27 protein-coding genes are annotated in these 23,800 nt (G+C 67.7%); 15 read left to right on the forward strand and 12 right to left on the reverse strand.

Features of this window, described 5'->3' with window-relative positions:
- The first annotated feature begins 95 nt into the window (after positions 1-95).
- The 4 genes from PEM_RS12065 to rnfB all read left to right on the forward strand — a co-directional run bounded on the left by PEM_RS12065 (position 96) and on the right by rnfB (position 3,818).
- Entirely contained in the window at positions 96-539 is a 444-nt protein-coding gene (locus tag PEM_RS12065; protein ID WP_065179246.1) for a DUF2147 domain-containing protein, read from the forward strand.
- Positions 540-638: 99 nt separating this feature from the next.
- Positions 639-2,711, forward strand: coding sequence for a methionine--tRNA ligase (metG, locus tag PEM_RS12070; RefSeq protein ID WP_065179247.1), 2,073 nt, complete (start codon positions 639-641; stop codon positions 2,709-2,711).
- 78 nt (positions 2,712-2,789) lie between these two features.
- Positions 2,790-3,380 carry an HAD family hydrolase gene (locus tag PEM_RS12075; RefSeq protein WP_005418147.1) on the forward strand — a complete coding sequence of 197 codons (591 nt, stop codon included), beginning with the start codon at positions 2,790-2,792 and terminating at the stop codon, positions 3,378-3,380.
- 24 nt (positions 3,381-3,404) lie between these two features.
- On the forward strand, positions 3,405-3,818 hold the full coding sequence (gene rnfB / locus PEM_RS12080) for an Rnf electron transport complex subunit RnfB (RefSeq protein WP_005418154.1): 414 nt from the start codon (positions 3,405-3,407) through the stop codon (positions 3,816-3,818).
- Between the two features lie 50 nt (positions 3,819-3,868).
- Here the strand turns inward: rnfB and PEM_RS12085 are convergent, their stop codons facing one another.
- Positions 3,869-4,216 carry a RidA family protein gene (locus PEM_RS12085; protein ID WP_005418155.1) on the reverse strand — a complete coding sequence of 116 codons (348 nt, stop codon included), beginning with the start codon at positions 4,214-4,216 and terminating at the stop codon, positions 3,869-3,871.
- A 193-nt stretch (positions 4,217-4,409) separates the two neighbouring features.
- Here PEM_RS12085 and mprF point away from each other — a divergent pair, with 193 nt between their 5' ends.
- Complete coding sequence (mprF, locus tag PEM_RS12090; RefSeq protein WP_005418156.1) at positions 4,410-6,974, forward strand: bifunctional lysylphosphatidylglycerol flippase/synthetase MprF; 2,565 nt, start codon at positions 4,410-4,412, stop codon at positions 6,972-6,974.
- Positions 6,975-7,045: 71 nt separating this feature from the next.
- Here the strand turns inward: mprF and PEM_RS12095 are convergent, their stop codons facing one another.
- The 4 genes from PEM_RS12095 to PEM_RS12110 all read right to left on the reverse strand — a co-directional run bounded on the left by PEM_RS12095 (position 7,046) and on the right by PEM_RS12110 (position 9,910).
- Positions 7,046-8,392, reverse strand: coding sequence for an AcvB/VirJ family lysyl-phosphatidylglycerol hydrolase (locus PEM_RS12095; RefSeq protein ID WP_069139619.1), 1,347 nt, complete (start codon positions 8,390-8,392; stop codon positions 7,046-7,048).
- 78 nt (positions 8,393-8,470) lie between these two features.
- A complete protein-coding gene (locus PEM_RS12100) occupies positions 8,471-9,088 on the reverse strand; it encodes a DUF998 domain-containing protein (protein WP_005418159.1) in 618 nt (205 codons plus the stop codon).
- On the reverse strand, positions 9,085-9,258 hold the full coding sequence (locus tag PEM_RS12105; protein WP_049415754.1) for an oxidoreductase-like domain-containing protein: 174 nt from the start codon (positions 9,256-9,258) through the stop codon (positions 9,085-9,087). The genes PEM_RS12100 and PEM_RS12105 overlap by 4 nt, the downstream gene beginning before the upstream one ends.
- A 49-nt stretch (positions 9,259-9,307) precedes the next feature.
- Entirely contained in the window at positions 9,308-9,910 is a 603-nt protein-coding gene (locus PEM_RS12110; protein ID WP_005418163.1) for a hypothetical protein, read from the reverse strand.
- 229 nt (positions 9,911-10,139) lie between these two features.
- Here PEM_RS12110 and PEM_RS12115 point away from each other — a divergent pair, with 229 nt between their 5' ends.
- On the forward strand, positions 10,140-11,291 hold the full coding sequence (locus PEM_RS12115) for a transglutaminase-like domain-containing protein (RefSeq protein ID WP_065179251.1): 1,152 nt from the start codon (positions 10,140-10,142) through the stop codon (positions 11,289-11,291).
- A 7-nt stretch (positions 11,292-11,298) separates the two neighbouring features.
- Here the strand turns inward: PEM_RS12115 and PEM_RS12120 are convergent, their stop codons facing one another.
- Positions 11,299-11,634 carry a zinc ribbon domain-containing protein YjdM gene (locus PEM_RS12120; protein WP_010482882.1) on the reverse strand — a complete coding sequence of 112 codons (336 nt, stop codon included), beginning with the start codon at positions 11,632-11,634 and terminating at the stop codon, positions 11,299-11,301.
- Between the two features lie 179 nt (positions 11,635-11,813).
- Here PEM_RS12120 and PEM_RS12125 point away from each other — a divergent pair, with 179 nt between their 5' ends.
- From PEM_RS12125 to PEM_RS12135, 3 genes are all read left to right on the forward strand, one after another.
- Entirely contained in the window at positions 11,814-13,175 is a 1,362-nt protein-coding gene (locus PEM_RS12125) for an Hsp70 family protein (protein WP_111129550.1), read from the forward strand.
- Between the two features lie 229 nt (positions 13,176-13,404).
- Positions 13,405-13,698, forward strand: coding sequence for a YkgJ family cysteine cluster protein (locus PEM_RS12130; protein ID WP_080104338.1), 294 nt, complete (start codon positions 13,405-13,407; stop codon positions 13,696-13,698).
- 11 nt (positions 13,699-13,709) lie between these two features.
- Complete coding sequence (locus tag PEM_RS12135; RefSeq protein WP_005410566.1) at positions 13,710-13,892, forward strand: hypothetical protein; 183 nt, start codon at positions 13,710-13,712, stop codon at positions 13,890-13,892.
- Between the two features lie 49 nt (positions 13,893-13,941).
- On the opposite strand, the gene PEM_RS12140 is transcribed toward PEM_RS12135, so the two are convergent.
- From PEM_RS12140 to PEM_RS12150, 3 genes are read right to left on the reverse strand one after another with little or no spacing between them, the layout of a single operon-like run.
- Complete coding sequence (locus PEM_RS12140; protein WP_111129552.1) at positions 13,942-14,823, reverse strand: DUF4097 family beta strand repeat-containing protein; 882 nt, start codon at positions 14,821-14,823, stop codon at positions 13,942-13,944.
- An 11-nt stretch (positions 14,824-14,834) separates the two neighbouring features.
- Positions 14,835-15,368 (reverse strand): hypothetical protein, encoded by a 534-nt coding sequence (locus PEM_RS12145; protein ID WP_111129554.1) that lies wholly within the window; start codon positions 15,366-15,368, stop codon positions 14,835-14,837.
- On the reverse strand, positions 15,365-15,943 hold the full coding sequence (locus tag PEM_RS12150) for a sigma-70 family RNA polymerase sigma factor (protein WP_005418173.1): 579 nt from the start codon (positions 15,941-15,943) through the stop codon (positions 15,365-15,367). Before PEM_RS12150 ends, PEM_RS12145 begins: the two co-directional genes overlap by 4 nt.
- Before the next feature lie 126 nt (positions 15,944-16,069).
- Here PEM_RS12150 and PEM_RS12155 point away from each other — a divergent pair, with 126 nt between their 5' ends.
- Both PEM_RS12155 and PEM_RS12160 read left to right on the forward strand, forming a co-directional pair.
- The gene (locus tag PEM_RS12155) at positions 16,070-16,249 is read left to right on the forward strand and encodes a hypothetical protein (RefSeq protein ID WP_005418175.1); all 180 of its coding nucleotides are present in this window, start codon (positions 16,070-16,072) and stop codon (positions 16,247-16,249) included.
- Between the two features lie 35 nt (positions 16,250-16,284).
- The gene (locus PEM_RS12160; protein ID WP_005418176.1) at positions 16,285-16,878 is read left to right on the forward strand and encodes a mechanosensitive ion channel family protein; all 594 of its coding nucleotides are present in this window, start codon (positions 16,285-16,287) and stop codon (positions 16,876-16,878) included.
- A gap of 417 nt (positions 16,879-17,295) precedes the next feature.
- Here the strand turns inward: PEM_RS12160 and PEM_RS12165 are convergent, their stop codons facing one another.
- Together PEM_RS12165 and PEM_RS12170 are read right to left on the reverse strand one after the other, a co-directional pair.
- Positions 17,296-17,562 (reverse strand): DksA/TraR family C4-type zinc finger protein, encoded by a 267-nt coding sequence (locus PEM_RS12165; RefSeq protein WP_065197353.1) that lies wholly within the window; start codon positions 17,560-17,562, stop codon positions 17,296-17,298.
- Positions 17,563-17,732: 170 nt separating this feature from the next.
- Positions 17,733-18,290 (reverse strand): DUF2058 domain-containing protein, encoded by a 558-nt coding sequence (locus PEM_RS12170; protein ID WP_005418186.1) that lies wholly within the window; start codon positions 18,288-18,290, stop codon positions 17,733-17,735.
- Between the two features lie 63 nt (positions 18,291-18,353).
- On the opposite strand from PEM_RS12170, the gene PEM_RS12175 reads away from it, so the two are divergent.
- The 3 genes from PEM_RS12175 to PEM_RS12185 all read left to right on the forward strand — a co-directional run bounded on the left by PEM_RS12175 (position 18,354) and on the right by PEM_RS12185 (position 21,322).
- Positions 18,354-18,854, forward strand: coding sequence for a M48 family metallopeptidase (locus PEM_RS12175; RefSeq protein WP_111126902.1), 501 nt, complete (start codon positions 18,354-18,356; stop codon positions 18,852-18,854).
- A gap of 47 nt (positions 18,855-18,901) precedes the next feature.
- The gene (locus tag PEM_RS12180; RefSeq protein WP_111126900.1) at positions 18,902-19,600 is read left to right on the forward strand and encodes an RNA pseudouridine synthase; all 699 of its coding nucleotides are present in this window, start codon (positions 18,902-18,904) and stop codon (positions 19,598-19,600) included.
- Between the two features lie 165 nt (positions 19,601-19,765).
- Positions 19,766-21,322 carry a phospholipase D family protein gene (locus PEM_RS12185; protein ID WP_240431546.1) on the forward strand — a complete coding sequence of 519 codons (1,557 nt, stop codon included), beginning with the start codon at positions 19,766-19,768 and terminating at the stop codon, positions 21,320-21,322.
- 3 nt (positions 21,323-21,325) lie between these two features.
- On the opposite strand, the gene PEM_RS12190 is transcribed toward PEM_RS12185, so the two are convergent.
- A complete protein-coding gene (locus PEM_RS12190; RefSeq protein ID WP_111126896.1) occupies positions 21,326-22,402 on the reverse strand; it encodes an HDOD domain-containing protein in 1,077 nt (358 codons plus the stop codon).
- A 277-nt stretch (positions 22,403-22,679) separates the two neighbouring features.
- Here PEM_RS12190 and PEM_RS12195 point away from each other — a divergent pair, with 277 nt between their 5' ends.
- Entirely contained in the window at positions 22,680-23,777 is a 1,098-nt protein-coding gene (locus PEM_RS12195; RefSeq protein WP_004153019.1) for a Glu/Leu/Phe/Val dehydrogenase dimerization domain-containing protein, read from the forward strand.
- Positions 23,778-23,800 lie beyond the last annotated feature (23 nt).

Below are 23,800 nucleotides of genomic sequence, written 5' to 3' on the forward strand. Positions count from 1 at the left end.
GCAACCCTGCAACGCCCCCTTCCCCATACTCCGCCGAATGGGTATACAGTCGACCCATGCCGGCACCGTGCCGGAATGAACCCTGGGAGGGGACCATGCGCAAGACCTTCAAGACCCTGCTGCTGGCATTGCCGATGTGCCTGGCCGCACTCTCGGCGCAGGCCGCCGACGGCGCCGCCGGCCGCTGGAAGACCATCGACGACAAGACCGGCAAGGTGAAGTCGATCGTCGAGATCACCCAGGCCCCCAACGGCACGCTGACCGGCAAGGTGGTCGACATCCTGCACTCGGACAAGGGCCCGAACCCGGTCTGTGACGGCTGTGAAGGCGCCAACAGGAACAAGCCGGTGAAGGGCATGACCATCCTCTGGAACCTGAAGGCCGACGGCGCCAACAAGTGGTCCGGCGGCACCATCCTCGACCCGGCCAACGGCAAGACCTACAAGTCGAAGATGGAACTGCAGCCCGGCGGCACCCGGCTGGACGTGTCCGGCTGCATCGCCTTCATCTGCCGCGCGCAGACCTGGCAGCGCGAATAAGCGCCCCGCACCTCCGTCAACCCGTGACCCGGCCCCGGCCGGGTCACGTCGTTGCGGGCATGCGATAATCTGCGGTTCCCCTCGGATCCACCCGCGACCATGACCCGTACCGCGCTCGTCACCACCGCCCTGCCCTACGCCAACGGCCCGCTGCACCTGGGCCACCTGGTCGGCTACATCCAGGCTGACATCTGGGTACGTGCGCGGCGAATGAGCGGCGGCAGGACCTGGTTCGTCTGCGCCGATGACACCCACGGCACACCGATCATGCTGGCCGCGGAAAAGGCCGGGGTCACCCCGGAAACCTTCATCGCCAACATCCAGGCCAGCCACGAACGTGACTTCGCCGCCTTCGGCGTGGCCTTCGACCACTACGACTCGACCAATTCGGCGGCCAACAAGGCGTTGACCGAGCAGTTCTACCTGAAGCTGGAAGCGGCCGGCCACATCAGCCGCCGTTCGGTCGCGCAGTTCTACGACCCGGCCAAGGGCATGTTCCTGCCCGACCGCTACGTCAAGGGCATCTGTCCGAACTGCGGCAGTCCCGACCAGTACGGCGACAACTGCGAAGTCTGCGGCGCGACCTACGCACCGACCGACCTGAAGGAACCGCGTTCGGTCATCTCCGGTGCCACGCCGGAAATGCGCGATTCGGAGCACTTCTTCTTCGAGGTGGGTCACTTCGATGCGTTCCTGCGCGAATGGCTGGCCGGCGATGTCGCCCTGCCGGGCGTGAAGGCCAAGCTGGGCGAGTGGCTCAATGCCGAGGGTGGCCTGCGCGCGTGGGACATCTCGCGCGATGCGCCGTACTTCGGCTTCCAGATTCCCGGCCAGCCGGGCAAGTACTTCTATGTCTGGCTGGATGCACCGATCGGCTACCTGTCCAGCTTCCAGACCCTGTGCGGCAGGATCGGTGAGGACTTCGAAGCGCACCTGCGTGCCGGCACCGCCACCGAACTGCACCACTTCATCGGCAAGGACATCGTCAACTTCCATGGCCTGTTCTGGCCGGCGGTACTGCACGGAACCGGCCACCGCGCGCCGACCCGCCTGCACGTCAACGGCTACCTGACCGTGGACGGCGCCAAGATGAGCAAGTCGCGCGGCACCTTCGTGATGGCCCGTACCTTCCTCGATGCCGGCCTGGAGCCGGAAGCGCTGCGCTACTACTACGCCGCCAAGTCCGGCGGTGGCGTCGACGATCTCGACCTGAACCTGGGCGACTTCATCGCCCGCGTCAACGCCGACCTGGTCGGCAAGTTCGTCAACCTGGCCAGCCGCTGCGCCGGCTTCATCAGCAAGCGCTTCGACGGCCAGCTGGCCGCGCAGCTGCCCGACGCGGCGCAGTACCAGCGCTTCGTCGATGGGCTGGCGCCGATCCGTGAAGCCTACGAGCGCAACGACCCGGCTGCGGCGATCCGCTTGACCATGACCCTGGCCGACGAAGCCAACCGCTACATCGACGACGTCAAGCCGTGGGTCATCGCCAAGCAGGAAGGCGCCGATGCGCAGCTGCAGGCCGTGTGCAGCCAGGGCCTGAACCTGTTCCGCGTGCTGGTCACCGCCCTGAAGCCGGTGCTGCCGGCCACCGCCGCGCAGGCCGAGGCCTTCCTGGCCGCGCCGGTGAACGACTGGACCGAGCTGGCGCAACCGCTGCTGGGACACCGCATCACCGAGTACACCCCGCTGTTCACCCGTATTGACCCGAAGAAGATTGACGCCATGATCGACGCCTCCAAGGACACCCTGCAGCCGGCGGCTGCCGCTGCCCCCGCTGCCAAGCCGGCCGCCCCGGCCCCGGCCCCGGCCAAGGACGAAGCAAAGAGCGCCGACGCGCCGGCCTACATCGGCATCGACGATTTCGCCAAGCTCGACCTGCGCATCGGCAAGGTGCTGGTCTGCGAGTTCGTGGAAGGTTCGGACAAGCTGCTGCGCTTCGAACTGGACGCCGGCGAGCTGGGCAAGCGTCAGATCTTCTCCGGCATCCGTGGCAGCTACGGCGAACCGGAGAAGCTGGTGGGTCGCAGCGTGGTATTCATCGCCAACCTGGCCCCGCGCAAGATGCGCTTCGGCCTGAGCGAAGGCATGATCCTGTCGGCCGGCTTCGACGGTGGCGCACTGGCGCTGCTGGACGCCGACAGCGGCGCGCAGCCGGGCATGCCGGTTCGCTGATGTCTGCAGCGGGCGTGGTTACGGCCGCGCCCGTCGGCAGCTCCGGCCCCGGGAGGCAACGCGATGGGAAGCAACGCAATGGAACTGGCGCTGTTCGACTTCGACCACACCGTGACCACCTGCGATACCTATGGCCGCTTCCTGCGCCGCGTGGCCACCGCCGAACAGCTGGCACAGGCATGGTGGAAAGTCGGGCCGTGGCTGGCCGCGTACAGGTTGAAGCTGATCTCGGCCGAACGCATCCGTGCACGCGTCACCCGCCTGACCTTCAGTGACCGCCACAGCGATGACATCGCCACGCTGGCCGCAGGCTTCTCGCGCGAGTTCCTGCCCGACGTGGTGCGCCCGGAAATGCTGGAGCAGATCCGTTGGCACAAGGAACAGCAGCACACCGTCGTGATCGTGTCCGGCTCGCTGGACCTGTACCTGCGGCCGTGGTGCGAGCAGCTGGGCCTGCAGCTGATCTGCAACCGGCTGGAAAGCCAGGACGGCCGCCTGACCGGCCGTTACGCTGGTGGCGACTGCGGCCCGCGCAAGGTCGAGCACATCCGCCGCCAGTTCGATCTGTCGCGCTACGTGCGCATCCATGCCTATGGTGACAGTTCCGAAGACAAGCCGATGCTGGCGCTGGCCCACGAGCGCTGGTTCCGCGGCAAGCCCCTGAAATAACCCAACGCGCAGCCTTCGCCACGCATGAGCCTGATCCCGCCCCTGACCGAACGCCTCGACCGCCTGCTGCCGCAGACCCAATGCGGGCAATGCGGCTATGACGGCTGCCGCCCGTACGCGCAGGCAATGGCACGTGGCGAGGCCGGTGTGGACCGCTGCCCGCCGGGTGGCGACGCCGGTGCACGGGCGCTGGCACAGGTGCTCGGCGTACCGGCGATTCCGTTCGATCGTTCGCGCGGCGAGCACAAGGCGGCCCAGGTGGCGTTGATCGTCGAAGCCGACTGCATCGGCTGCACCAAGTGCATCCAGGCCTGCCCGGTGGACGCCATCGTCGGCGGCGCCAAATACATGCACACGGTCATTGCCGACCTGTGCACCGGCTGCGAGCTGTGCATCCCCCCGTGCCCGGTGGATTGCATCGAGCTGGTGCGCCTGTAACAGGGGTCAGATCCCTTTCCGCAGGAAAGGGATCTGACCCCATCCCGCAGTTACGGCACCGCTGCCGTCACCACGATCTCGACCTTCCACTCGGCGTGGGCGAGCTTGGCTTCGAAGGTTGCGCGGGCCGGAGTCGCGCCCTCGACCACCCACTCGTCCCACGCCTTGTTCATGCCGTCGAAGTCGGCGATGTCGGCCAGGAACACTTCCGCACGCAGCACGTGCTGGCGATCACTGGCGACCAGCGCCAGCAGCTTGTCGATCTCCGCCAGCACCTGCCGGGTCTGGCCGGTGATGTCCTGGCTGGTGTCTTCCGGAATCTGGCCGGAGAGGTAGGCGACCTTGTTGTACACGGTCATTTCGGACATGCGCGGTCCGACGTCGTAACGCTCCATCATGGGCGTGGCTCCTGCGGGTGATCAGGCCCGCATTGTCCTCCAATCCGGTCAACGGTGGGTGCACGGGTCCCCCGCGCGACGCGTCACTACCGGGCTCCGACACATCTGCTGGTCAAATGGCGGCGACAGGCGCACGATGCGCCACGCCCCGCGTTGACACCGCACTCGCCCCTCCTGACGCACCCTTGCGCCGATGACCGCAGCCACCAACCCCGCCGCCGCTTCCTCCACCCCGGCATGGAAGCGGGTCCTCACCATTGTCGTTCCCCTGCTGATCCTCTCGCTGGCCCTGCATGGCCTGGCCAGTGAATTCGATGAGCACGGCTACCGCGCCATCCGCCAGGCGTTCCGCCAGCTCAGTGGCCTGCAGATCACGCTCACCGTGATGCTCGGCCTGGCCAGCTACGCCTGCCTGATCGGCTTCGATGCCATCGGCCTGCGCCGCAGCGGCATCCGCGTGCATCCGGCACGCATCGGCATTACCGCCTTCCTTGCGCATACGCTGGGCCAGACGGTGGGCTTTGCCGCGTTGACCGGTGGCGCAGTGCGCCTGCGTGGCTACCGCAGCGCCGGCCTGGACCTGGCGCAGATCGGCCAGGTGGTGCTGATGAGCACGCTCGGTTTCGTGTTCGGTGCGTGGCTGTTGATCAGCGTGGCGCTCTGCATGGAACCGGCGGCAGCGGCGTTGGCATTGCCACTGAATCCCGATGCCGTGCGCATCGTCGGCATCGTCGCCCTGCTCGCCTATCTGGGTACCGTGCTGCTGGTCGGTCGCGATGGACGGCAGTTCAGCGTGTTCGGCCATGCGTTGTGGCTACCCGACCGCCGCACCATGCTCGGCGTCACCGTGCTCAGCGTGATCGAGCTGGTGCTGGCCAGCGCCGCGTTCTATGTGCTGCTGCCGGACTCGACGCCCACCGGCCTGCCCGGCTTCGTCGGCCTGTACCTCGTCGCGGTACTGGCCGGCCTGGTCTCGACCGTGCCGGCCGGCCTGGGCGTGTTCGAATGGAGCCTGTTGAAGCTGTTGCCCCAGGTGGCACCGGCGGCGGTGCTGGCGGCCGCCTTGATCTACCGCGTGACCTATTACGTACTACCGCTGGTGCTGGCCACGTTGCTCGCCCTTGCGCCCGCGCTGCGCCAGCCGCTGCAGGCCAGTGCCGGGGCAACCCGCGCTGGCTGGAACGCACTGCGCCCATGGTTGCCGCAGATCATCGCGCTGGCGGTGTTCAGCATCGGCGCCGCGCTGGTCATCGACGGCACGCTGCCCACGCCACGCCGGCACCTGGTGAATGCCTCGCTGCCGATCCTGGAAACCTCGCACCTGATCGGCAGCCTCAGTGGTGTCGCGCTGCTGCTGATCGGGCAGGGCCTGGCCCGGCGCAGCCACGCGGCGTGGATGCTGGCGATGGCGGTGTGCGTGGTCACCCCGCTGCCGCTGTGGCTGCGCGGTGGCCAACCGTTGATCGCCGTCTCGGCGGTGCTGGTGGCGATGGCGCTGTGGGCCGCGCGCCGCGAGTTCTACCGCCAGGGTGCGCTGCTGGATGAAGCCTGGTCCTGGCCGTGGCTGCGCAACCTGGGCCTGGTGCTGGTGGCGGTGACCTGGCTGCTGTTCTTCACCTACAGCCATGTCGAATACCAGAACGAGCTGTGGTGGCAGTTCGCGGTCTCCGGCAACGCACCGCGCGCGTTGCGCGCGTTGCTGGTGGTGGCCATCGCGCTGGTGATGTTCGGCCTGGCGCGGCTGCTGCACAGCACGCGTAGCCCGCTGCCCGCCGCCGATGAAGCGACGCTGCAATCGCTGGCGCCGGTCCTGGCCGGTGCCACCGACACCCAGGCCTGCCTGGTGCTGACCGCTGACAAGGCAGTGCTGCGCGATGAAGCGAAACTCGGCTTCGTGATGATGCAGCGCTATGGGGGTTCGCTGATCGCGATGGGCGACCCGGTCGGCCCGCCGGACGTCGCCCGCGCATTGATCTGGCGCTTCCGCGAGGAAGCCGACCGCCTCGGCCTGCGCCCCGTCTTCTACCAGGTCGGCGAGACTTACTGGCAGACCTATCTCGACCTTGGCCTGGGGCTGGTCAAGCTGGGCGAAGAAGCGATGGTGCCGCTGCATGATTTCGGCCTGGAAGGGCGCGAGCGCGCCGACCTGCGCCAGGCCTGGAACCGGGGCAAGCGGGGTGGCCTGTCCTTCCGCGTGGCGCCCGTGGAGGAAATTCCCAGCCTGCTGCCGCGCCTGCACGCGATCTCCAACGCATGGCTGGAAGACAAGGCCGGCGACGAAAAGGGCTTCTCGCTCGGCAGCTACGACCCGGATTACCTGGTGCGCTTCCCGGTGGCGCTGGTCGAGGCCGAAGGCCAGATCGTGGCCTTCGCCAATCTTTGGCAGGCACCGGCCGGCGCCGAGCTGTCGGTGGACCTGATGCGCCACGTCAGCGAAGCACCGAAGGGCACGATGGACTTCCTCTTCATCGAGCTGTTCCTGTGGGGCCGCGCACAGGGCTATGCACGTTTCTCGCTGGGCATGGCGCCGCTTTCCGGGCTGGCACAGCATCGTCTGGCTGGCCGCTGGAACCGGCTGGCCGGCCTGCTGGCGCGGCATGGCGAACGTTTCTACGGGTTCAGTGGCCTGCGCCGCTTCAAGTCGAAGTTCGATCCGCAGTGGCGGCCGCGCTATCTCGCCGCGCCCGGCGGCATGCACCTGCCGGCGGCGCTGCTGGACGCCACGCGCCTGATCTCTCTGGACCCGCGGCGCAACTGACGACCCGCGCCACCCGGCAGGTGTCGACCTTGGTCGACACGGCGGCGACAGTGGTCGGGCATGGCTTGACGCTACGCCCCGCCCTTGAGGATCACCTCGGCCAGCCGATCATAGTCACCGCCGAAATGGTGGTCGCCCGGCAGCTTCACCCGCTTCACGCCGTCATTGGCCGGCAGGTCCGGGCACAGTGCGTCCTCGTCCTTGTCGCCATATACGCACAGGGTTCTTTCCGCCGGCAGCCTGGCCACTTCCGGAGCGATCGGCAGGCCATCGCCGCCACCGCCCAGCCAGTTGCTGACGTGGAATTCAAAGTCGGCCTTCCTGCCTACCGACAGCAGCACGATACGATCCAGCGCTGCGCGGGTATCGGCATCGAGCTGGTTGATGGTCGCCGGCAGCACGTCGGCGCCCTGCGAGAAACCGATCAGCATCACCTTGTCGCGGTGCCACTGCTGGCGGTAGTGGTCGATGATCTTCTGCAGGTCAGCGGCGAAGCCCTTCGGCGTGCGCTCGCTCCAGAAGTAGCGCAACGAGTCGATGCCGACCACGGCCACGCCGTGCTCGTTGAGCGACGACGCCACGTCCTTGTCCAGGCCGGCCCAGCCACCATCGCCGGAAACGAATACCGCCAGCGTATCGCCGCTACCGGTCGCCGGTACTTCCACCACCGGCAGGCCTTTCAGCGCGGCCGGCGGCGGTGCCAGACTGACCCCGGCCTGCGCGCCGATCACCCGCGCCGCGGCCACCAGACCGGGTGAGGCATCACCGCGCGCGGTTCGCTTGAATTCGCGTGCCATGGCGACCTGCTGAACGAACCGACTGGCCTCGCCCACCTTGCAGCCGTGATCGCCAGCGGCACTCAACCACGGAAAATTCAGTTCGGCGGGCTGCAGCGTGTTGTGCTTCACACCATCGCCGCAGACCATGCGCTCATGGTTGTGGTCCGGGCAGAAGCCGGTGGTCAGCAGGCCGGCAAACACCTGGGTGTCGGCCTGCGCCGCGAGCGAATAGGCCATCTCGGCACCCTCGCCGTCACCGCCGACCAGCGGCAGGTGGTAGCCGGGCAGATGCAGGGACGCCTGCAGCCAGCGCGAGAAGTTCTCGACGTCACCGGCGCCGAACGAGCAGGTCGGATCACCCTCGCGCTTGAGCACCCCGCGCAGGTGCGCGATGTCCACAGCGGCAACGATGGCGCCGTCGGCACGCAGGGCTTCGATCGGCAGGCGGCTGGTGTCACCCCCTGGGGTGGGCTCGTGGAACCAGATCACCACCCGCTGCGGCGTGCCGGCCGGCATGTGCACCGGAATCTGCTCGAACCGCCCGTGGCTGAACTGCTGCACGTTGGCCGCCGCCATTGCCGGCAGCGCCGCCAGCGCCAGAACCACACCCATTGCCCTGCCCAGCCCTGCACGCTTCATATCGCATCCCCGATGGAATGCGCACACGATACGCCGCCACCGCGTGCACGGCACGTACCGGTGCAGGCCGTTGGCGATTCAGTCGGCCGTGGTACGCCGACTGCGCCGGTACAGTGCCAGCGCCAGGTACAGCAGCCAGCCTACGATCACCACGATCACGACCTTCTGGCCCAGCCCGCGCGGCGGACCGGCGCGCCACAACACATGCAGCCACAACAGTACGAACGCCAGCCAGGCCCAGCCCCAGAGCAGGCTCGCGGCGGACTGCCAACCCGGTTCGCGGCGCAGGTACCAGGCCTGCAGCAGCATGCCGACGCTGGCACACAGGAACGCCGTGTTGGCCGCCAGCCCATGGATGAACGGTGCCAGCAGCGGCGTCGCTTCCGGCAGCCAGCTGTCACCGATGGCGACCGTGGCCAGGCCCAGTGCCGAGACAGTGAACAGCAGCGGCGCCGCCGCGCTGCGCCGCGGGCCGACGCTGCCCCGGTAGAGGCTGATGCCGAGCAGGGCGATCGCCAATGCCAGCAGGCAGTAGGCCGCGCGCAATGCCAGCCCCCACGGCCCGTGCAGATAGAGGCTGAGCGTGGCCCGCACCCAGTCCAGATCGGTGCGTGCGAACTGGGTCCACAGCGCGGTGGCCACGAACAGCAGCAGCGCCGCCAGCGCCAGCAGTGCCGCTGGGCGCGCGCGGCTCATGTGGACGCCTCCGGGTGCCGCGCCAGCCATTCGGCCAACGCCTTGCGATAGCGCTGCAGCTCGTCGGCATACAGGTCCAGCACACATAGCGGGCAACCGCTGCCGCAACATTCGTTCGGACCGGGCTCTTCCGGCGGCAGCGGACGGGGATCGGGATCAGGGACGGACACGGTTGGAAGCGGCAATCGATGGAAACGGGCCCCAGTGTACCGGGCTGGTTCAGCGGCCCAGCTGCCGGCGCAGGTTGTCGCGCGCGGCAGAGTCGAGGCGCTGGTGGAAGAATTCGCTGAGGAAGATGCGCGGTGCACGCAGCAGGCCCTGCAGGAAACGGCGGCGGCCGGCGCGATACAGGAAGCCTGGCACCACGCCCTTGTACTCTTCGGCCACGCCGCGGTCATAGGCGCTGAACACCGGCTCCGGCGCGGCCAGGATCGCCATGTCGCAGTCCAGGAACAACGCGGCCTCGGCATCGACATCGTCCGGGGCGAGCTCGCCATGGCGGGCAGTCAGCAGGATCAGCTGCTCGACCCGGGCCGCGTCGACCATGGCAAGTTCCGGCGCCTGTGCGATCGCCTGCAGGGCCAGCTGCGCCGAACGCGCTTCGTTGTCCTTTCGCCCCGCCACATAGATCGCATCGTGGTAGAGCGCGGCCAGGTAGACCTCGGCCGGCTGCTGCCAGCCTGGACCGTCGGCAACCTCCTGGCAGTGCTGCAGCACCGCACGCACGTGGCCGAAGTGATGGTAGGCACGTGGTGGCGTTGCATAGCTGTCCTGCAGCGCCTGCCACTGCGCCGGAGCGAGCGTCAGCGGGGAGAAGTCCATGACCGGATCATCCCGCCTGCGCCGGTAGCGGGCAAGCCGGCCATTTTTTCACCACACCCTCACAACGCTCTCCGCACGGGGCCCCAACGCGGTTGTCCACAGCTTTGTCGAGCGCTGGTCCACACCGGCTGTGGATGAACGCGCGGACCGACCAGCGGTCACTGCAGGGGTGCGCGCACAGGTCTACACTCGCCTCAGGCGGGAGCGCCCGCCGCTGCCGGGAGCCGTCATGTACCGTCCTGCCGCCCGATCCGTTCTGCTCGCATTGGCCGCATTGGCGGCACCCTCCGCGATCGCACTGAACCCTGACGCGAGCGAAGCCCCTGCGGTCGCTGCCAGCACCACCGCGCCGACGATTCCAACACCGCAGCAGGTGTTCGCGATTCCACCGGCCATGCTCGATATGCTGCACACCCAGGTGACCCGTCGCAGCTATTCGCGCGAGCAGCGCCTGCAGGCGCTGGTGGAGATGATCTTCGACCGCCATGGCATGGACCTGCAGTACGACGCCGACGCGACCCTTACTGTCAGCGAGATCTGGCAGCAGCGACGCGCCAACTGCCTGGCCTTTACCCTGATGTTCGTCGCACTGGCACGCGAAGCCGGCATCCAGGCGCGCGTGCAGGAAGTTGGCCAGGTGGTGTCGTGGTACCAGGACCAGGCCCAGGGCCTGGTCTACAGCGTAGGCCACGTCAATGCCGGGGTCGGCTTTGCCGGCCGCTTCGCCACCGTCGATCTGGATCGCAATGTGCTGTACGACCGCCGCGGGCCGCTGCCGATCAGCCAGGCGCGGGCGTTGGCGCACTTCTACAACAATCGCGGTGCCGAACGCATGGCCAGCGGCGACCTGGCGGGCGCACGTACCTTCTTCGATACCGCGCTGGCGCAGGACGGCAGCTTCGCTGCCACCTGGAACAACCTGGGCGTGCTGGAAAACCGCACGGGCGATACCGCCGCTGCACGCCGGGCTCTGGAAAGGGCGCTGCGACTGGACGGCCGCCAGGATGCTGCACTCACCAACGCCAGCGCCCTCTACCGCAAGCTCGGCATGATTGCGCAGGCCCAGGCGCTGGAGCAGCGGTTGCAATCGGTGCAGCGCGAAGACCCATTCGCGCAGTACATGCTCGGTGCCGAGGCCGAACGCGCCGGGCAACTGCAGCAGGCGATCCGCTATTACCGGCAGGCCGTGCGCCTGTACGACACCGCGCACCAGTTCCACTTCGGGCTGGCGCGGGTCTATTTCCTGGCGGGCCAGCTCAAGCACGCCGATCGTGAGCTGCTGCGTGCACAGGAACTGGGCGGGGCGCCGCAGCAGGCGCGCTACCAGGCCAAGCTGGACAGCCTGGCCCGCTGGCGCGCACAGCAGCAGGCCCGGCGCTGAAGGCCGGTCAGGCCTTCTTGAGGAAGCAGGTCTTCAGGACCAGGCCCTTGATCTTGTCCGAATTGCCTTCGATGTGCTCGGCATCGTCCTCGACCAGGCGGATGTTGCGGATCACGGTGCCCTGCTTGAGCGGGATCGAGGAGCCCTTCACCTTCAGGTCCTTGATCACGGTGACGGTGTCACCGGCCTGCAGGGTATTGCCGTTGCTGTCACGCACGACCAGGGTCGAACCGGCACTTTCCTCGGCGGTCCATTCGAAGCCGCAGTCGGCGCAGATCCACAGCGCGCCATCGGCGTAGGTGTTTTCCAAGGTGCACTGCGGGCAGGCAGGGGCAGAAGACATCAGCAAGTACCTCAAAGTGAATCAACAGCTGCCATTGTAACCGCCCGGCTCCCCCGGCATTTTCCGGGCAGTACGCCGCGACCTCCTTGACCCGGCCCGGAACAGGAAACCGCGGGACCTTGCAGTCAGCGGCGAACTGCAGCAGAGTGCGCGGCCCCTGATCGCCCCCGGAACTCCCCATGCGCCTCGGCATCGACTTCGGTACCAGCAACTCCGCCGCCGCCATCGTGCATGAAGGGAAACTGCTACCGATCCGCTTCGGCGACGCCGAGCAGTTCCGTACCAGCGTGTACTTCCCCGGCGTGGTGCCCGACCCGGATGACTTCCAGCTCGATGACGGCCAGGAGCACCAGCTGCAGCAGATGATCGACAGCGCTGCGCGTGCGGCGCGCGCCGCCGGCCAGCAACGCACGCCGCAGGCGCTGCGCCGCGAAGCCCTGCGCGCGCTGCGCCGGGAATGGATGGAAGCCCGTGCCGGCAAGGAACGCAGTGCCAGCGACCTGCTGCAGAATGCGGTCTACGGTGACGAAGCGCTGGAAGCCTATTTCGAGGAACACGAAGGCAACCTGGTGCAGAGCCCGAAATCGATGCTCGGCTACAACCTGCACCCGCGCGCCAAGCAGACCATCACCGGCATCGCCGCGCACATCCTCGAACACATCCGCCTGACCGCCAGCGCCCAGCTCGGCCAGCCGCTGCGAGCGGCCCTGCTTGGGCGTCCGGTGCAGTTCCGCAGCTCGATCGGTGCGGCCGGCAATGACCAGGCGCTGGACATCCTGCGCGAAGCCGCCAGCCAGGCCGGTTTCGACCAGATCGATTTCCTCGAGGAACCGGCCGCGGCGGCCATGCACTATCACGCAGAAAGCCGCGAACGGCACCAGGCCGTGATCGTCGACATCGGCGGCGGTACCACCGATATCGCCCACGCCGAAGTCGGCGGCGACGACGCCCCGCGCATCCACCGCGCCTGGGGCATCGCCCGCGGCGGTACCGACATCGACCTGGCGCTGAGCCTGTCCAGCTACATGCCGCTGTTCGGCCGCGGCATCACCCGCGTGCCCGCCCACCACTATGTGGAAGCGGCCACCGTGCAGGACATGACCCGCCAGCGCGACTTCCGCCAGCACAAGTATGACCATGTCGACAATCCGTGGGGCGCGCGCCTGCAGGCCCTGCAGGACACCGGCAATACCGCCCGCCTGTACCGCGACGTCGAGCGCGCCAAGATCGCCCTCAGCGCCGCCAGCGAACATCGCAGCACGCTGGACTACATCGCCCGCGACCTGCATGCCGACAGCAGCTCCGACGGCCTGGCCGCAGCCGCGCATGGTTATCTGGAGCAGCTCCGGGAGCTGCTGGCCCAGGTCCGCAGCGACATCGGCGGCGACCCGGACGCGGTGTTCCTGACCGGCGGCATGTCCCGCGCCGGGTATCTGCGCCAGGCCGTTGCGGAGGCCTTCCCGGGCGCCCGCATGGTCCACGGCGAGCCCTCGCTGGGCGTGGTCCAGGGCCTTGCTTTGGCGGCAGCAAGCCAGGATTAACAAAACGTTACGCGATCTAAGTTACTCTTGGCCGGCTAGAACCCTGCTGCACCTTCCACCGGCCACGCCGGTGTGTGTCCACGGTGCAGCCTGGCCCGCCCTGCGGGCCTAGCGGCCATGCCTTCCTGGCTCGTTCATGGTCCGCGCACCACCGGAGCCGCCATCGAGACCCGCTTTGGGCACCCGCCAGGCCCCTGAGGCCTTACAACCTGACGCAGCACATGCACCCATCGACTGCCGCCGTTGTGACGCGGTCTGTTGCCGGCTGCCCGTGTTGCTGCAGCCCGGCGACCACGTGCCCGGCCAGTTCCTGTCACGCGACACCCACGGCCGTGCCGTGATGGCGCGCAACGAGGAAGGCTGGTGTGCGGCGATCGATCCCTATCACCTGCGCTGCACGATCTATTCGCAGCGCCCGGCGATCTGCCGCCAGTTCTCGATGGGCGGCAGTGACTGCCGCCGTGAGCGGCAGGACTACCTGCGCCAGGCCGATGCCTGGGCGCTTTCCTCCCCTTCCACCTGACAGGAGCAACCATGCCCCGCAAGGCAAAGACCCCCGCGAAGGCCAGCAACAGCATCCGCAGCGAACGCAAGGGCGCGGCCGCCAGCACCGTGGTCAGCAGCGATTCGATCGCTTCGGACCTGGCAGCGTTCCGCAAGGCCGGTGGCAAGATCGAAGTCCTCGGCACCACCTGGGCGCTGAAGAAAGCCAGCTGACCCAGTACCGACCGCGGCGGCGCTGCCGCCGCGGCCTGCCGGATCGCGCTCAGCGATCCAGGCTTACCCGAACACTGCCCGAATGCGACTGGATGCGGATATCACCGTCGCCGCTGCCCAGCCGCGTATCAAGATGGCTGCCGGGGCCGTAGCGCGGCCGCTCCACCTGGCCGGCATCGCTGTTGATCGACCCGCTGAAGCTGTTCACCGACAGCTGCGCCGAAACCGAGCGTGGCAGGCGCAGGTTGACCGACGCACTCACCGATTCGACATTGATCCGGCCCCCCGGCGCCAGCCCGGCCGCCGACAGATCGATGCTGCCCGATACGGTTTCCACCGCCAACCGCTGCACCCGCCCGGCATCGACCTCGACCCGGCCGGATACCGTCTGTGCACCGATGTCACCGGACACGCCGCCACCGGCTTCGATCCGGCCGCTGACCGTGTTCACATCCAGCTTCGGGGTCTGCAGGCGCGCGCTGACACCGCCACTGACCGTATTGAGCTTGCTGTCGCCGCTGCGACCGGAGGCGCTCAGGCTGCCGCTGACCGTGTCGGCCTGCAGGCGACGCACATCGATGCCGCTGATGTCCTGGTTGGCACTGACCGTGCTCAGCAGCAGTTCCACCGAACGCGGCACGTTCAGCACCAGCGTTGCGCCACCGTTGTTGTTGCGACGCGGATACTCGATTTCCCAGCGTACGCGGTTGGCACTCTTCTCCTGGCGCAGCTGGAGACCATCGCTGAGCGTACCGGTGAGCTGCACGTCGTTGCGGTCCCAGCCACGCACGGTCACTTTGCCGGCCACGTTGCTCAGTTCGATGCGGCCGCCGGCGGCCAGGTTGTGGCGCTCGTCGATCCGGGTGTCAGCCAGGGCCACTGCGGGCAGCAGCAACAGCGCGCAGCAGCAGGTCATCAGGGTTCGTGTCATCGGGGGTCTCCTCAGGTCGTCAGGCCGGACTCGGCGGCATAGGCCGCCTGCCGGGTCAGTTCCAGCCGCAGCGCATAGGTGCGCTTGAGCTGGCCAAGCAGGTGAGGCGCACGTGGATCCTGCGCCAGCGCGGCCTGGATCTGTGCCGCGCTTTCATCCAGTTCGTGCAGGGCCGGCTGCCATTCCGGTGCCCGGCCTGCGGGCAGCGAGGCCACCGCCTGCCGGTACTGCTCGGTCATCGCCGCAGCCTGCAACTGCAGGGTAGACGGCACCGGCGCATCCGGCTGCACGTGGCGCCATGGCGCCACCGCGTACAGCGCCAGGCTGGCCGCCAAGACAGCGCCGGCCGGCAACCACCAGCGGCGCCGCGAACGCGCTGGCAGCACCACCACGTTGTCGGCCGGCACAGGCGCCGCCTGCGGCTCGCGCGGCGGCAGCTGCGCCGACAGGCGCGCCCAGCCATCGGCGGGAACATCTCGCTCGCTGGGCAACGCGCGCAGCCGGGCCAGCAGATCGTGATCGGAATCGTGTTCGTGTGTACTCATGTCATGTCTCCCAGCCGTGCGCGCAGCAGGCCGCGCGCACGATGCAGCTGTGCCTTTGAACTGCCGACGGCCATCTGCAGCTGCTCGGCGATTTCCTGGTGCTTCCAGCCTTCGATGTCGTGCAGTACCAGTACCGCACGCGCCCTCGGAGGCAGCGTCGCGAGTGCGCGCTCCAGGTCGCGCTCGGTACCGGCACAACGGTCGTGCACCGCCAGCTCCTGCAGGCCGCCGTCGACCTCCTCCAGACTGTCGTGGTCCTGCCCGGCGGCGCGCCCGCGCAGTTCCATCAGTGCAGCGTTGACGCCCAACCGGTGCAACCAGGTCGACAGGCTGCTTTCGAACCGGAACCCCGGCAGCGCCTTCCATGCCTGCAGGAACGCTTCCTGCAGGGCATCCTCGGCACGCGCCTGCTGGCCCCCGCACAGGCGCCACAGTACGGCGAACACGCGCGGCGCATGGCGCCGGTACAGCAGTTCGTAGGCCGCAGTGTCACCGGCGGCGGCCGCCCGCACCAGGGCGGGTTCGTCGACAGGGGCGTGGGCGGCAGGCGGCGCTGGCATGGTGGTGTCGAGCATATCGCTTGGATGCGGCGACCCGGAAAAAGGTTTAGAGCCGATCGCCGATCAAGGCCATGCAACCTTTTCGACGATGGCTGCATCCATGGAAGGTCATTCGAGAGAACACCTCCAGGGAGTTCCGCCATGTCCAGCTCGTCCTGCGCCGCCCTGCTGGTAATCGTCGCTTGCGTCGTGCTGCAGGCATCGGGCCTGTCCTTGCGGTTGTGCCCCGACAACGGCCGCGCCTGCCTGCAGCAGCATCGACAGGAGCTGGTCTGCCTGGCGTGGTCGCCGATGGTCGAAACCCCGGCACGCGCCGGGTAACATCGAGGCCGTTCCCACCACCTGTTTTCGCCCCCATGATGTTGTCGCTGAAGGATCACCTGCCGGCCTGGAGCCACCCATGGCTGAACTACGCGGGCGTGGCCCTGCAGATCGTGCTGGTGCTGCTGGTCGCCTGGCTGCTGCGGGTACTGGCCCGTCGCCTGATCCGGCGCTTTGCCGAGCACTACACGCTGCCACCTGAAATGGTGATGGGCGCGCGCCGGATCACCAGTTTCGTGGTCTATTTCAGCGCCCTGCTGTATATCCTCAGCCTGCTCGGCGCGAAGCCTTCAGTGCTGTGGACCGCGTTCACCGGCTTCGCCGCCGTGGGCGCAGTGGCCTTCTTCGCGGCCTGGAGCGTGCTCTCCAACATCTTCTGCACGTTGCTGATCTTCACCACTCGCCCGTTCCGCCTGCATGACTACATCGAAGTGCTGGAGAACGGCGAGAAGCCGGGCCTGAAGGGGCGGGTGATCGACGTGAACCTGATCTACACCACGCTGCAGGAAACCGGCGACGGCCATGAGGGTACGGTGCTGCAGCTGCCGAACAACCTGTTTTTCCAGCGCACGGTGCGCCGCTGGCGCGACCCGGCGCAGGCACCCGGCGGCATCCAGGGCGACGGCTGAGGGTGGGGTTTTCGGCAGGGCTGCGCCCTGCACCTGCAGAGGCCGAAGCCGAAGCAAGATCAAGAGCGGCATTCCGTGGGATGGCGGGGCGGTGTGGGTGGTCAGGACACGCCGTAAACCCATCCATGGGGGCTCGATGGCGCCATCCATGGCGCCACGGGTGATACGGGACATAAGGGACCTCCAAGTGCGATCAAAGTATCGCTTCTTGGCGTCCGCTGACGGGGGGCCAGATCAGTGAGCCGCATGGATGCGGCGACCGAGCTTACATGGACGTACTTGCAGCGTCCCCCTCAATCGGCCCCACCCCGCCATCCCACGGATAGCACGCTTTTGCCGTTGCCGTTGCCGTTGCCGTTGCCGTTGCCGTTGCCGTTGCTCTAAGCAGGTGCAGGGCGCAGCCCTGCCGAGCACCCCTTACCTCAGCTGGCTGTCCTTGCTGCCACGCCGGTTGTAACCGGCATGCGCCTGCTCTTCTTCGTCATGCGCCTGCTGGCACGCCACGCACAGGCGAACTCCCGGCACAGCACGACGTCGCGCCAACGGAATCGGCGCTTCACATTCCTCACAGTGCTCGAGGCCCGGGCCCTGCCGCAGCTGGCGGCGCACGCGGGCGATCGCATCGTCGACGGTGGCGTCGATCTGGTCCTGGACCGCGCCATCTCCCGCCCAACCGGTGGCCATGGTCTTCCTCCGCAGGTGTGTCGCCTGATATGGGGACGATACACCCGCCCACAAAGGAGCAGGCCAGTGTTGCGCCGAGCCGTGCCCGGTGCGCCTTCAGCAAGCTGAGCAGAACGCCAACGGATCCAATCGGGGCGATCGCGACTTAATCCCCTCCGTCCCCTTTTTGCTTACCAGATCAGGTCGTCCGGCACCTGGAACTGGGCGTAGTAGGCGTCGTCCTCGGCGTTGCCGGTGGAGATCTCGGCAGTCGAGCCCGGCTGGCCGTGGTCGACGATGATCGCCTCCGGAGCCCGCTCGCGCACCTTCTCGGCGGCGGCGCGCGGCAGCAGGGCGTAACCCTCGCCATTGGCGACGATGACCAGCACGCCCACCGACAGCGCCTTGCGCAGCTTGGGGTCGATCAGCAGGGTGCGGATCGCCGCGCCATCGCTGAAGCGATACTCGTCATCGCCCTTGTGGGGTACTGCATGGGCCGCGATGATCTGCTTCGCCTGTGCCTTCTGTTCCGCCTGCCTGGCCTGGGCATTGCGCTCGGCGGCCAGCGCACGGTCGCGCTCGACCTTCTCGGCACGGGCACGTTCAGCCTCACGCTGGACCTCGGCCGAGGCCGATTCGGCCTTGCCCTGGCGGGCCTTGGCCTGCTCCCGCGCGGCGGCGCTGGCCTGCGACTTCTTGGCCAGACCTGCCTTGAGCAATTGTTCCTGCAGCGCGTTGGGCTTTGCCATGGTTGGTACATACCGCGTGTAATCTTGGATGCTTCCATTCTACCGACGCCCCGCCGCCCCTGCATGGCAGTCCTGAAGTACCTCACCGGCTACCCCGAACCCCTGGTCGCCCAGGTCAGCGAACTGCTGGCGCAGGGCAAGCTCGGCCCCTGGCTGCAGCAGCGCTATCCCGACCCGCACGAGGTGCGCAGCGACCGCCAGCTGTACGACTACACCCAGGCGCTGAAAGATCGCTACCTGCGCAAGTCGGTGCCGCTCAACAAGGTCTGCTACGACAACACCCTGGAAGTGATCAAGCACGCGCTGGGTACGCATACCGCCATTTCCCGCGTGCACGGCAGCCGCCTCAAGGCCAGCCGTGAGATCCGCATCGCTACGGTATTCCGCCAGGCGCCAGCGGCGTTCCTGCGCATGATCGTGGTGCATGAGCTGGCCCACCTGAAGGAAACCGACCACAACAAGGCCTTCTACCAGCTGTGCCAGCACATGGAACCGGATTACCTGCAGCTGGAGTTCGATACCCGTCTGTACCTGACCGAGCTGGCCAACCGCAGCCAGCGCTGACCGGCCGCAGCAGCTACACTGCGCGCCCCCTGCCCGACCTGCCCGCCATGGAACCGATCCGTCTCGACAAACGCCTGTCCGCCGTGCTCGGCATCCCCCGCGGCGAAGCGCGGCGCTATATCGAAGGCGGCTGGGTAACGGTCGACGGCGAAGTGGTGGAACAGCCACAGCGCCCGGTCGATGACAGCGTGGTGATCGTCGTGGCCGAGCAGGCCAGTGATGAAAAGGCCGAGCGGGTCAGCATGCTGCTGCACAAGCCGGCCGGCGTTGCTGCTGAGACCCTGTGTGCGCTGGTCAGCAGTGACAGCCGCAGCGAACTTGATGCCAGCGACATCCGTCCGTTGCAGCGCCATTTCCACGGCCTGCAGCTGGCCGCTGCACTTCCGGCCAGCGACAGCGGCCTGGTGGTGGTCAGCCAGGATCCGGCCACGCTGGCCCATCTACAGCGCAATCTAGGCCGCACCGAACAGGAATACCTGATCGAAGTGGCCGAAGGCGGCCCCGAGCGAGGACCGTGGCTGCTGGCGCGGCTGCAGCAGGAATCCGGCGGCGCGAAGGTCAGCTGGCAAAGCGAGCAGCGCCTGCGCTTTGCCGGCAAGGGGCTGACCGGCAAGGGGCTGCGCGTGTCGGTGACCGCCGCCGGGCTGCAGGTGCTGGCCGTGCGCCGACTGCGCATCGGCCGCGTGGCATTGGGGCCGCTGCCGCCGGCGCAGTGGCGTTACCTGGGCAGCGACGAGCGGTTCTGAGGCCTGCGGGTCAGGGCCCTTTCCTGCAGAAACGGGTCCGCCCCCCATCCGTGACGCCCGCGGGGTCGGATCCCTTGCCGAAGGCAAGGGCGCTGACGCCCTATCGATCCTGCAGGCATTCCTTCACGCAGGGCGTGGATCTACCATCGAGGCATGAGCCTGCCCATGCCCCTGTGGCGACGCCTGTTGCGCGTCGCTGCAATCATCCTCGCCGCGCTGTTGCTGCTGGTCCTGTCCGGGCTGCTGCTGGCCGACCATCTCACGCCACAGGCACAGGGCGCGCCCTCGCATGTACTGCCATTGCAGCCGGCGCAGACCCGCATCGACCAGCAGATCGTGCCGCTGCAGGACGCGCATCCCGGGCAATCAGGCGTAGCGTTCCTCAGTGATGGCATGGATGCCTTCGCAGCGCGCGCGATGATCACCGCGCACGCTGGCCGCAGCCTGGACCTGCAGTACTACATCTGGCACGACGACCTGATCGGCCACCTGATGGCCAAGGCGCTGCATGACGCCGCCGAGCGCGGTGTGCGCGTGCGCATCCTGCTCGATGACATGAACGCCAAGGACAAGGACGCGCTGATGATGGCGCTGGACCGGCACCCCAACATTGAAATCCGCCTCTACAACCCGTTCCGCAACCGGACCGGCATCCTGCGCGTGGTGGAGATGGTGCAACGCTTCTTCAGCGTGAACCACCGCATGCACAACAAGAGCTGGATCGCCGATGGCCGCGTCGCGATCGTCGGCGGCCGCAACATCGGCGAGGAGTACTTCAGCGCGCGCACCGATGTGAACTTCCAGGATCTGGACCTGCTAGTCGCCGGCCCTGCCGTGGAGCAGGCCAACCGGATCTTCGACGACTACTGGAACAGCGAGGCCGCCATTCCGGTATCCGCGCTTGCCTTCCATACCGATGCACAGCTGCGCCTGCTGGTGCGCGAATCGGATCATGAGGCGCAGCGGGACGTGGCCCGGCCCTACCTTGCGCGCGTGGCCGAATCGCGCCAGCGGCAGCGCCCGAGTCCCGAGCCATTGCACTGGAGCAGTGCAGTGCGCATCGTCTCGGACCCGCCGATGAAGCATCGCAGGGATGATCGCGCTGCCTGGCTGGTGTCGACACTGATCAGCGAGCTGCAGGCCGCCCGGCACAAAACGTTGTTGATCTCACCCTACTTCGTGCCAGGCAACGAAGGCCTGGATGGCTTTTCGGCCATGGCCGGGCGGGACGTGCAGGTCGGCGTGGTGACCAACTCACTGGCTGCCAACGACGTCGCCGCCGTGCACGGCGGCTACATGAGCTACCGCGTGCCGTTGCTCGAAGCGGGCGTCCACCTGTACGAACTGAAGGCGCAGGGGCAGTCCGGCGATGCCGGCATGTTCGGCAGCAGCGGCGCGAGCCTGCACACCAAGGCGTTCGTGGTCGACGACCGCCGCGGCTTCGTCGGCTCGTTCAACCTCGACCCGCGCTCGGCCTACCTCAACACCGAAATGGGCGTACTGTTCGACGACCCGGTGCTGGGGGCGCAGCTGCGCGATGAGTACCTGCGCCTGGCGGACCCCAGGCACAGCTGGTGGCTGGCGCTGGACGACCGAGGCCGGCTACGCTGGCTGGAGCGTGAACCGCCACCGCACTGGGTGGAGGCCGAACCCGGCGCGAGCCTGGGCAAGCGCTGGACCGCGCGGGCCATCAGCTGGCTGCCGGTCGAATCGCAGCTGTAGTACTCAGGCCGCCGGGCCGGCCTGGTCCTGTCCGGCCTCATCCAGCGTTTCCACGCTGCGCCCATGCAGGCGCCGCCAGATCCAGCGCAATGCATGCGGCGGGGCTGAAGGCAGCTGCTCCAGCAGCGCCAGCATGCGGCTCTGGCTGGCATGCCCATGGCGGCACAACAGGCTGGCCGCTGCGGCGGCGGTGGCCAGGCGCAGGCTGTCGGCCAGCGCCCCTTCTGCATCCACCGCCAGGGCCTGGTGAACCGGCTCAGGCAGCTCCCATGCGGCGGCGACGCGCTGCGCCAACGGCAACGACCACTGCTGCAACATCTGCAGGGCCAACGCCGGCTCCACGGCCTCGCCGCGGGCCTGCGCTTCCTGCAGCAGCTGGCGCATTACCAGTGACGCGCCCAGTCCCTGCACCAGGCCCAGCCACTGCGCGGCGAAAGCATCACCGAAGGTAACCGTGCGTGCGTGGTCTGCAGCCGCGCGCGAGGCCAGCAATGCGTGCTCCCAGATGATCGTGCTGAACTGCGGGAACACTTCGCACTGCACCTGCATCACCGGCTGCACCAGTACCGCGCTGATGATCTGCCGCACGCCTTCGGTACCCACCAGTGTCACCGCCCGCTGCAGGCTTTCGACCGGGCGCTCATGCACCTTGTAGGCCGGGCTGTTGGCGATGCGCAGCAGGTTGCCGGTCAGTACCGGGTCCTGACCGATGATCGCGGCCATCACCCGCGCTGAGGCGGCATCGTCGTTGACGGTCTGGATCAGCTGCGGCAGCAGTTGCGGCCGGCGGGGCAGCTGCCTGGCCGCCCAGTTGCGGTCCTGCAGCGCGCGCGCCACCGCCTCGCCCAGCCCTGCGGCCTGCACCGGCGTGGATTCACCGGCCAGACGCGGGTACAGGGCCAGCGCATGCAGGCCACGTTGCAGATGTGCAGCGATCTCGGCCGGGGGCAGCGCCTCGCCCTGCAGGCTCGCCGCTGCGGCGGCCACCGCCTGGCGGGACGCAGCAACCAGCCGCGACGGTGCCGCCCCGGTCGAACGCGCCAGCCAGCCGCGCAGCGATCGCCACCAGGCCGCTGTCATCGCCGCCCGCCCTGTCGTTGCAATGTCCTTGCCGTCACTGACCGCCCGCCTCTTCATGCCAATCCGGCCACCCGCCGTCGTCGCAGCATCGGCCGCACTTTCATCTTCTTTAACCGGAAGGCATGCGATGTCGACGGCACCGGCCAGGGGAATGGACTAGAATGGCGCCGCGCGACCCGTCCCCCAGCCATGACGACGTCGCTTTTTTTGTTTTGGGACCCTACCGTTCACTGGCCGTTCGCTGCAGTTCGCCGCTGATCGCGCCATCGGAGACGCCATGCTATTCGAAACCCTCGCCACCACCGGCCACGAACAAGTGGTGTTCTGCCACAACCACGATGCCGGCCTGCAGGCGATCATCGCCATCCACAACACCACCCTGGGCCCGGCCCTGGGTGGCGTGCGCATGCGTCCGTATGCCAGCACCGACGAGGCGCTGGCCGACGTGCTGCGGCTGAGCCGGACGATGACCTACAAGAATGCGCTGGCCGGCCTCAACGTCGGTGGTGGCAAGGCGGTGATCATCGGCGACCCGAAAGTGGACAAGACTGAAGTACTGTTCCGCGCCTTCGGCCGTTATGTCGACTCGCTGGGAGGGCGCTACATCACCGCCGAGGACGTCGGTACCGACGTCAACGACATGGAGAACATCTACCTGGAGAGCCAGTTCGTGACCGGCGTGCACCAGGTCCATGGCGGCTCCGGCGATCCGGCCCCGTTCACCGCCTACGGTGCGCTGCAGGCGCTGATGGCGGCGATGCGCTTCAAGTTCGGCCATGAGGAAGTGGGCAAGACCAGCATCGCAGTGCAGGGCCTGGGCCACATCGGCATGGAGCTGGTCAAGCTGCTGCGCGATCGCGGCGCCAAACTGTATGTCACCGACCTGGACAGCGCGCTGGTTGATCGCGCGGTCAGCGATTTCGGCGCCGAAGCGGTCAAGCCGGACGAGATCCACGAAGTGAACGCCGATGTGTTCGCACCGTGCGCGCTGGAAGGCGCGATCAACGCCGACACCCTGCCGCGGATCAAGGCGAAGATCATCTGCGGTACCGCCAACAACCAGCTGTCGAGCCTGGAAATCGGCGATGAACTGCATGCGCGCGGCATCCTGTATGCACCTGACTACGCGGTCAACGCGGGCGGCGTGATGAACGTGTCGCTGGAGATCGATGGCTACAACCGCGAACGCGCGATGCGCCTGATCCGCAGCATCTACCACAACCTCACCCGCATCTTCGAACTGTCGCAACGCGAGAACATCGCGCCGCAGCGGGCAGCCGACCGCATCGCCGAAAGCCGTATCCTGTCGATCGGCAAGCTGAAGATGCCGCTGGGTCGCAGCACCCCGCGCCTGGGCAACCTGCGCGGCGGCTGAGCCTGCCGATGTCGCGCCGGGCC

Source organism: Stenotrophomonas sp. Pemsol, from assembly GCF_003586545.1.
Lineage (GTDB): Bacteria > Pseudomonadota > Gammaproteobacteria > Xanthomonadales > Xanthomonadaceae > Stenotrophomonas > Stenotrophomonas sepilia.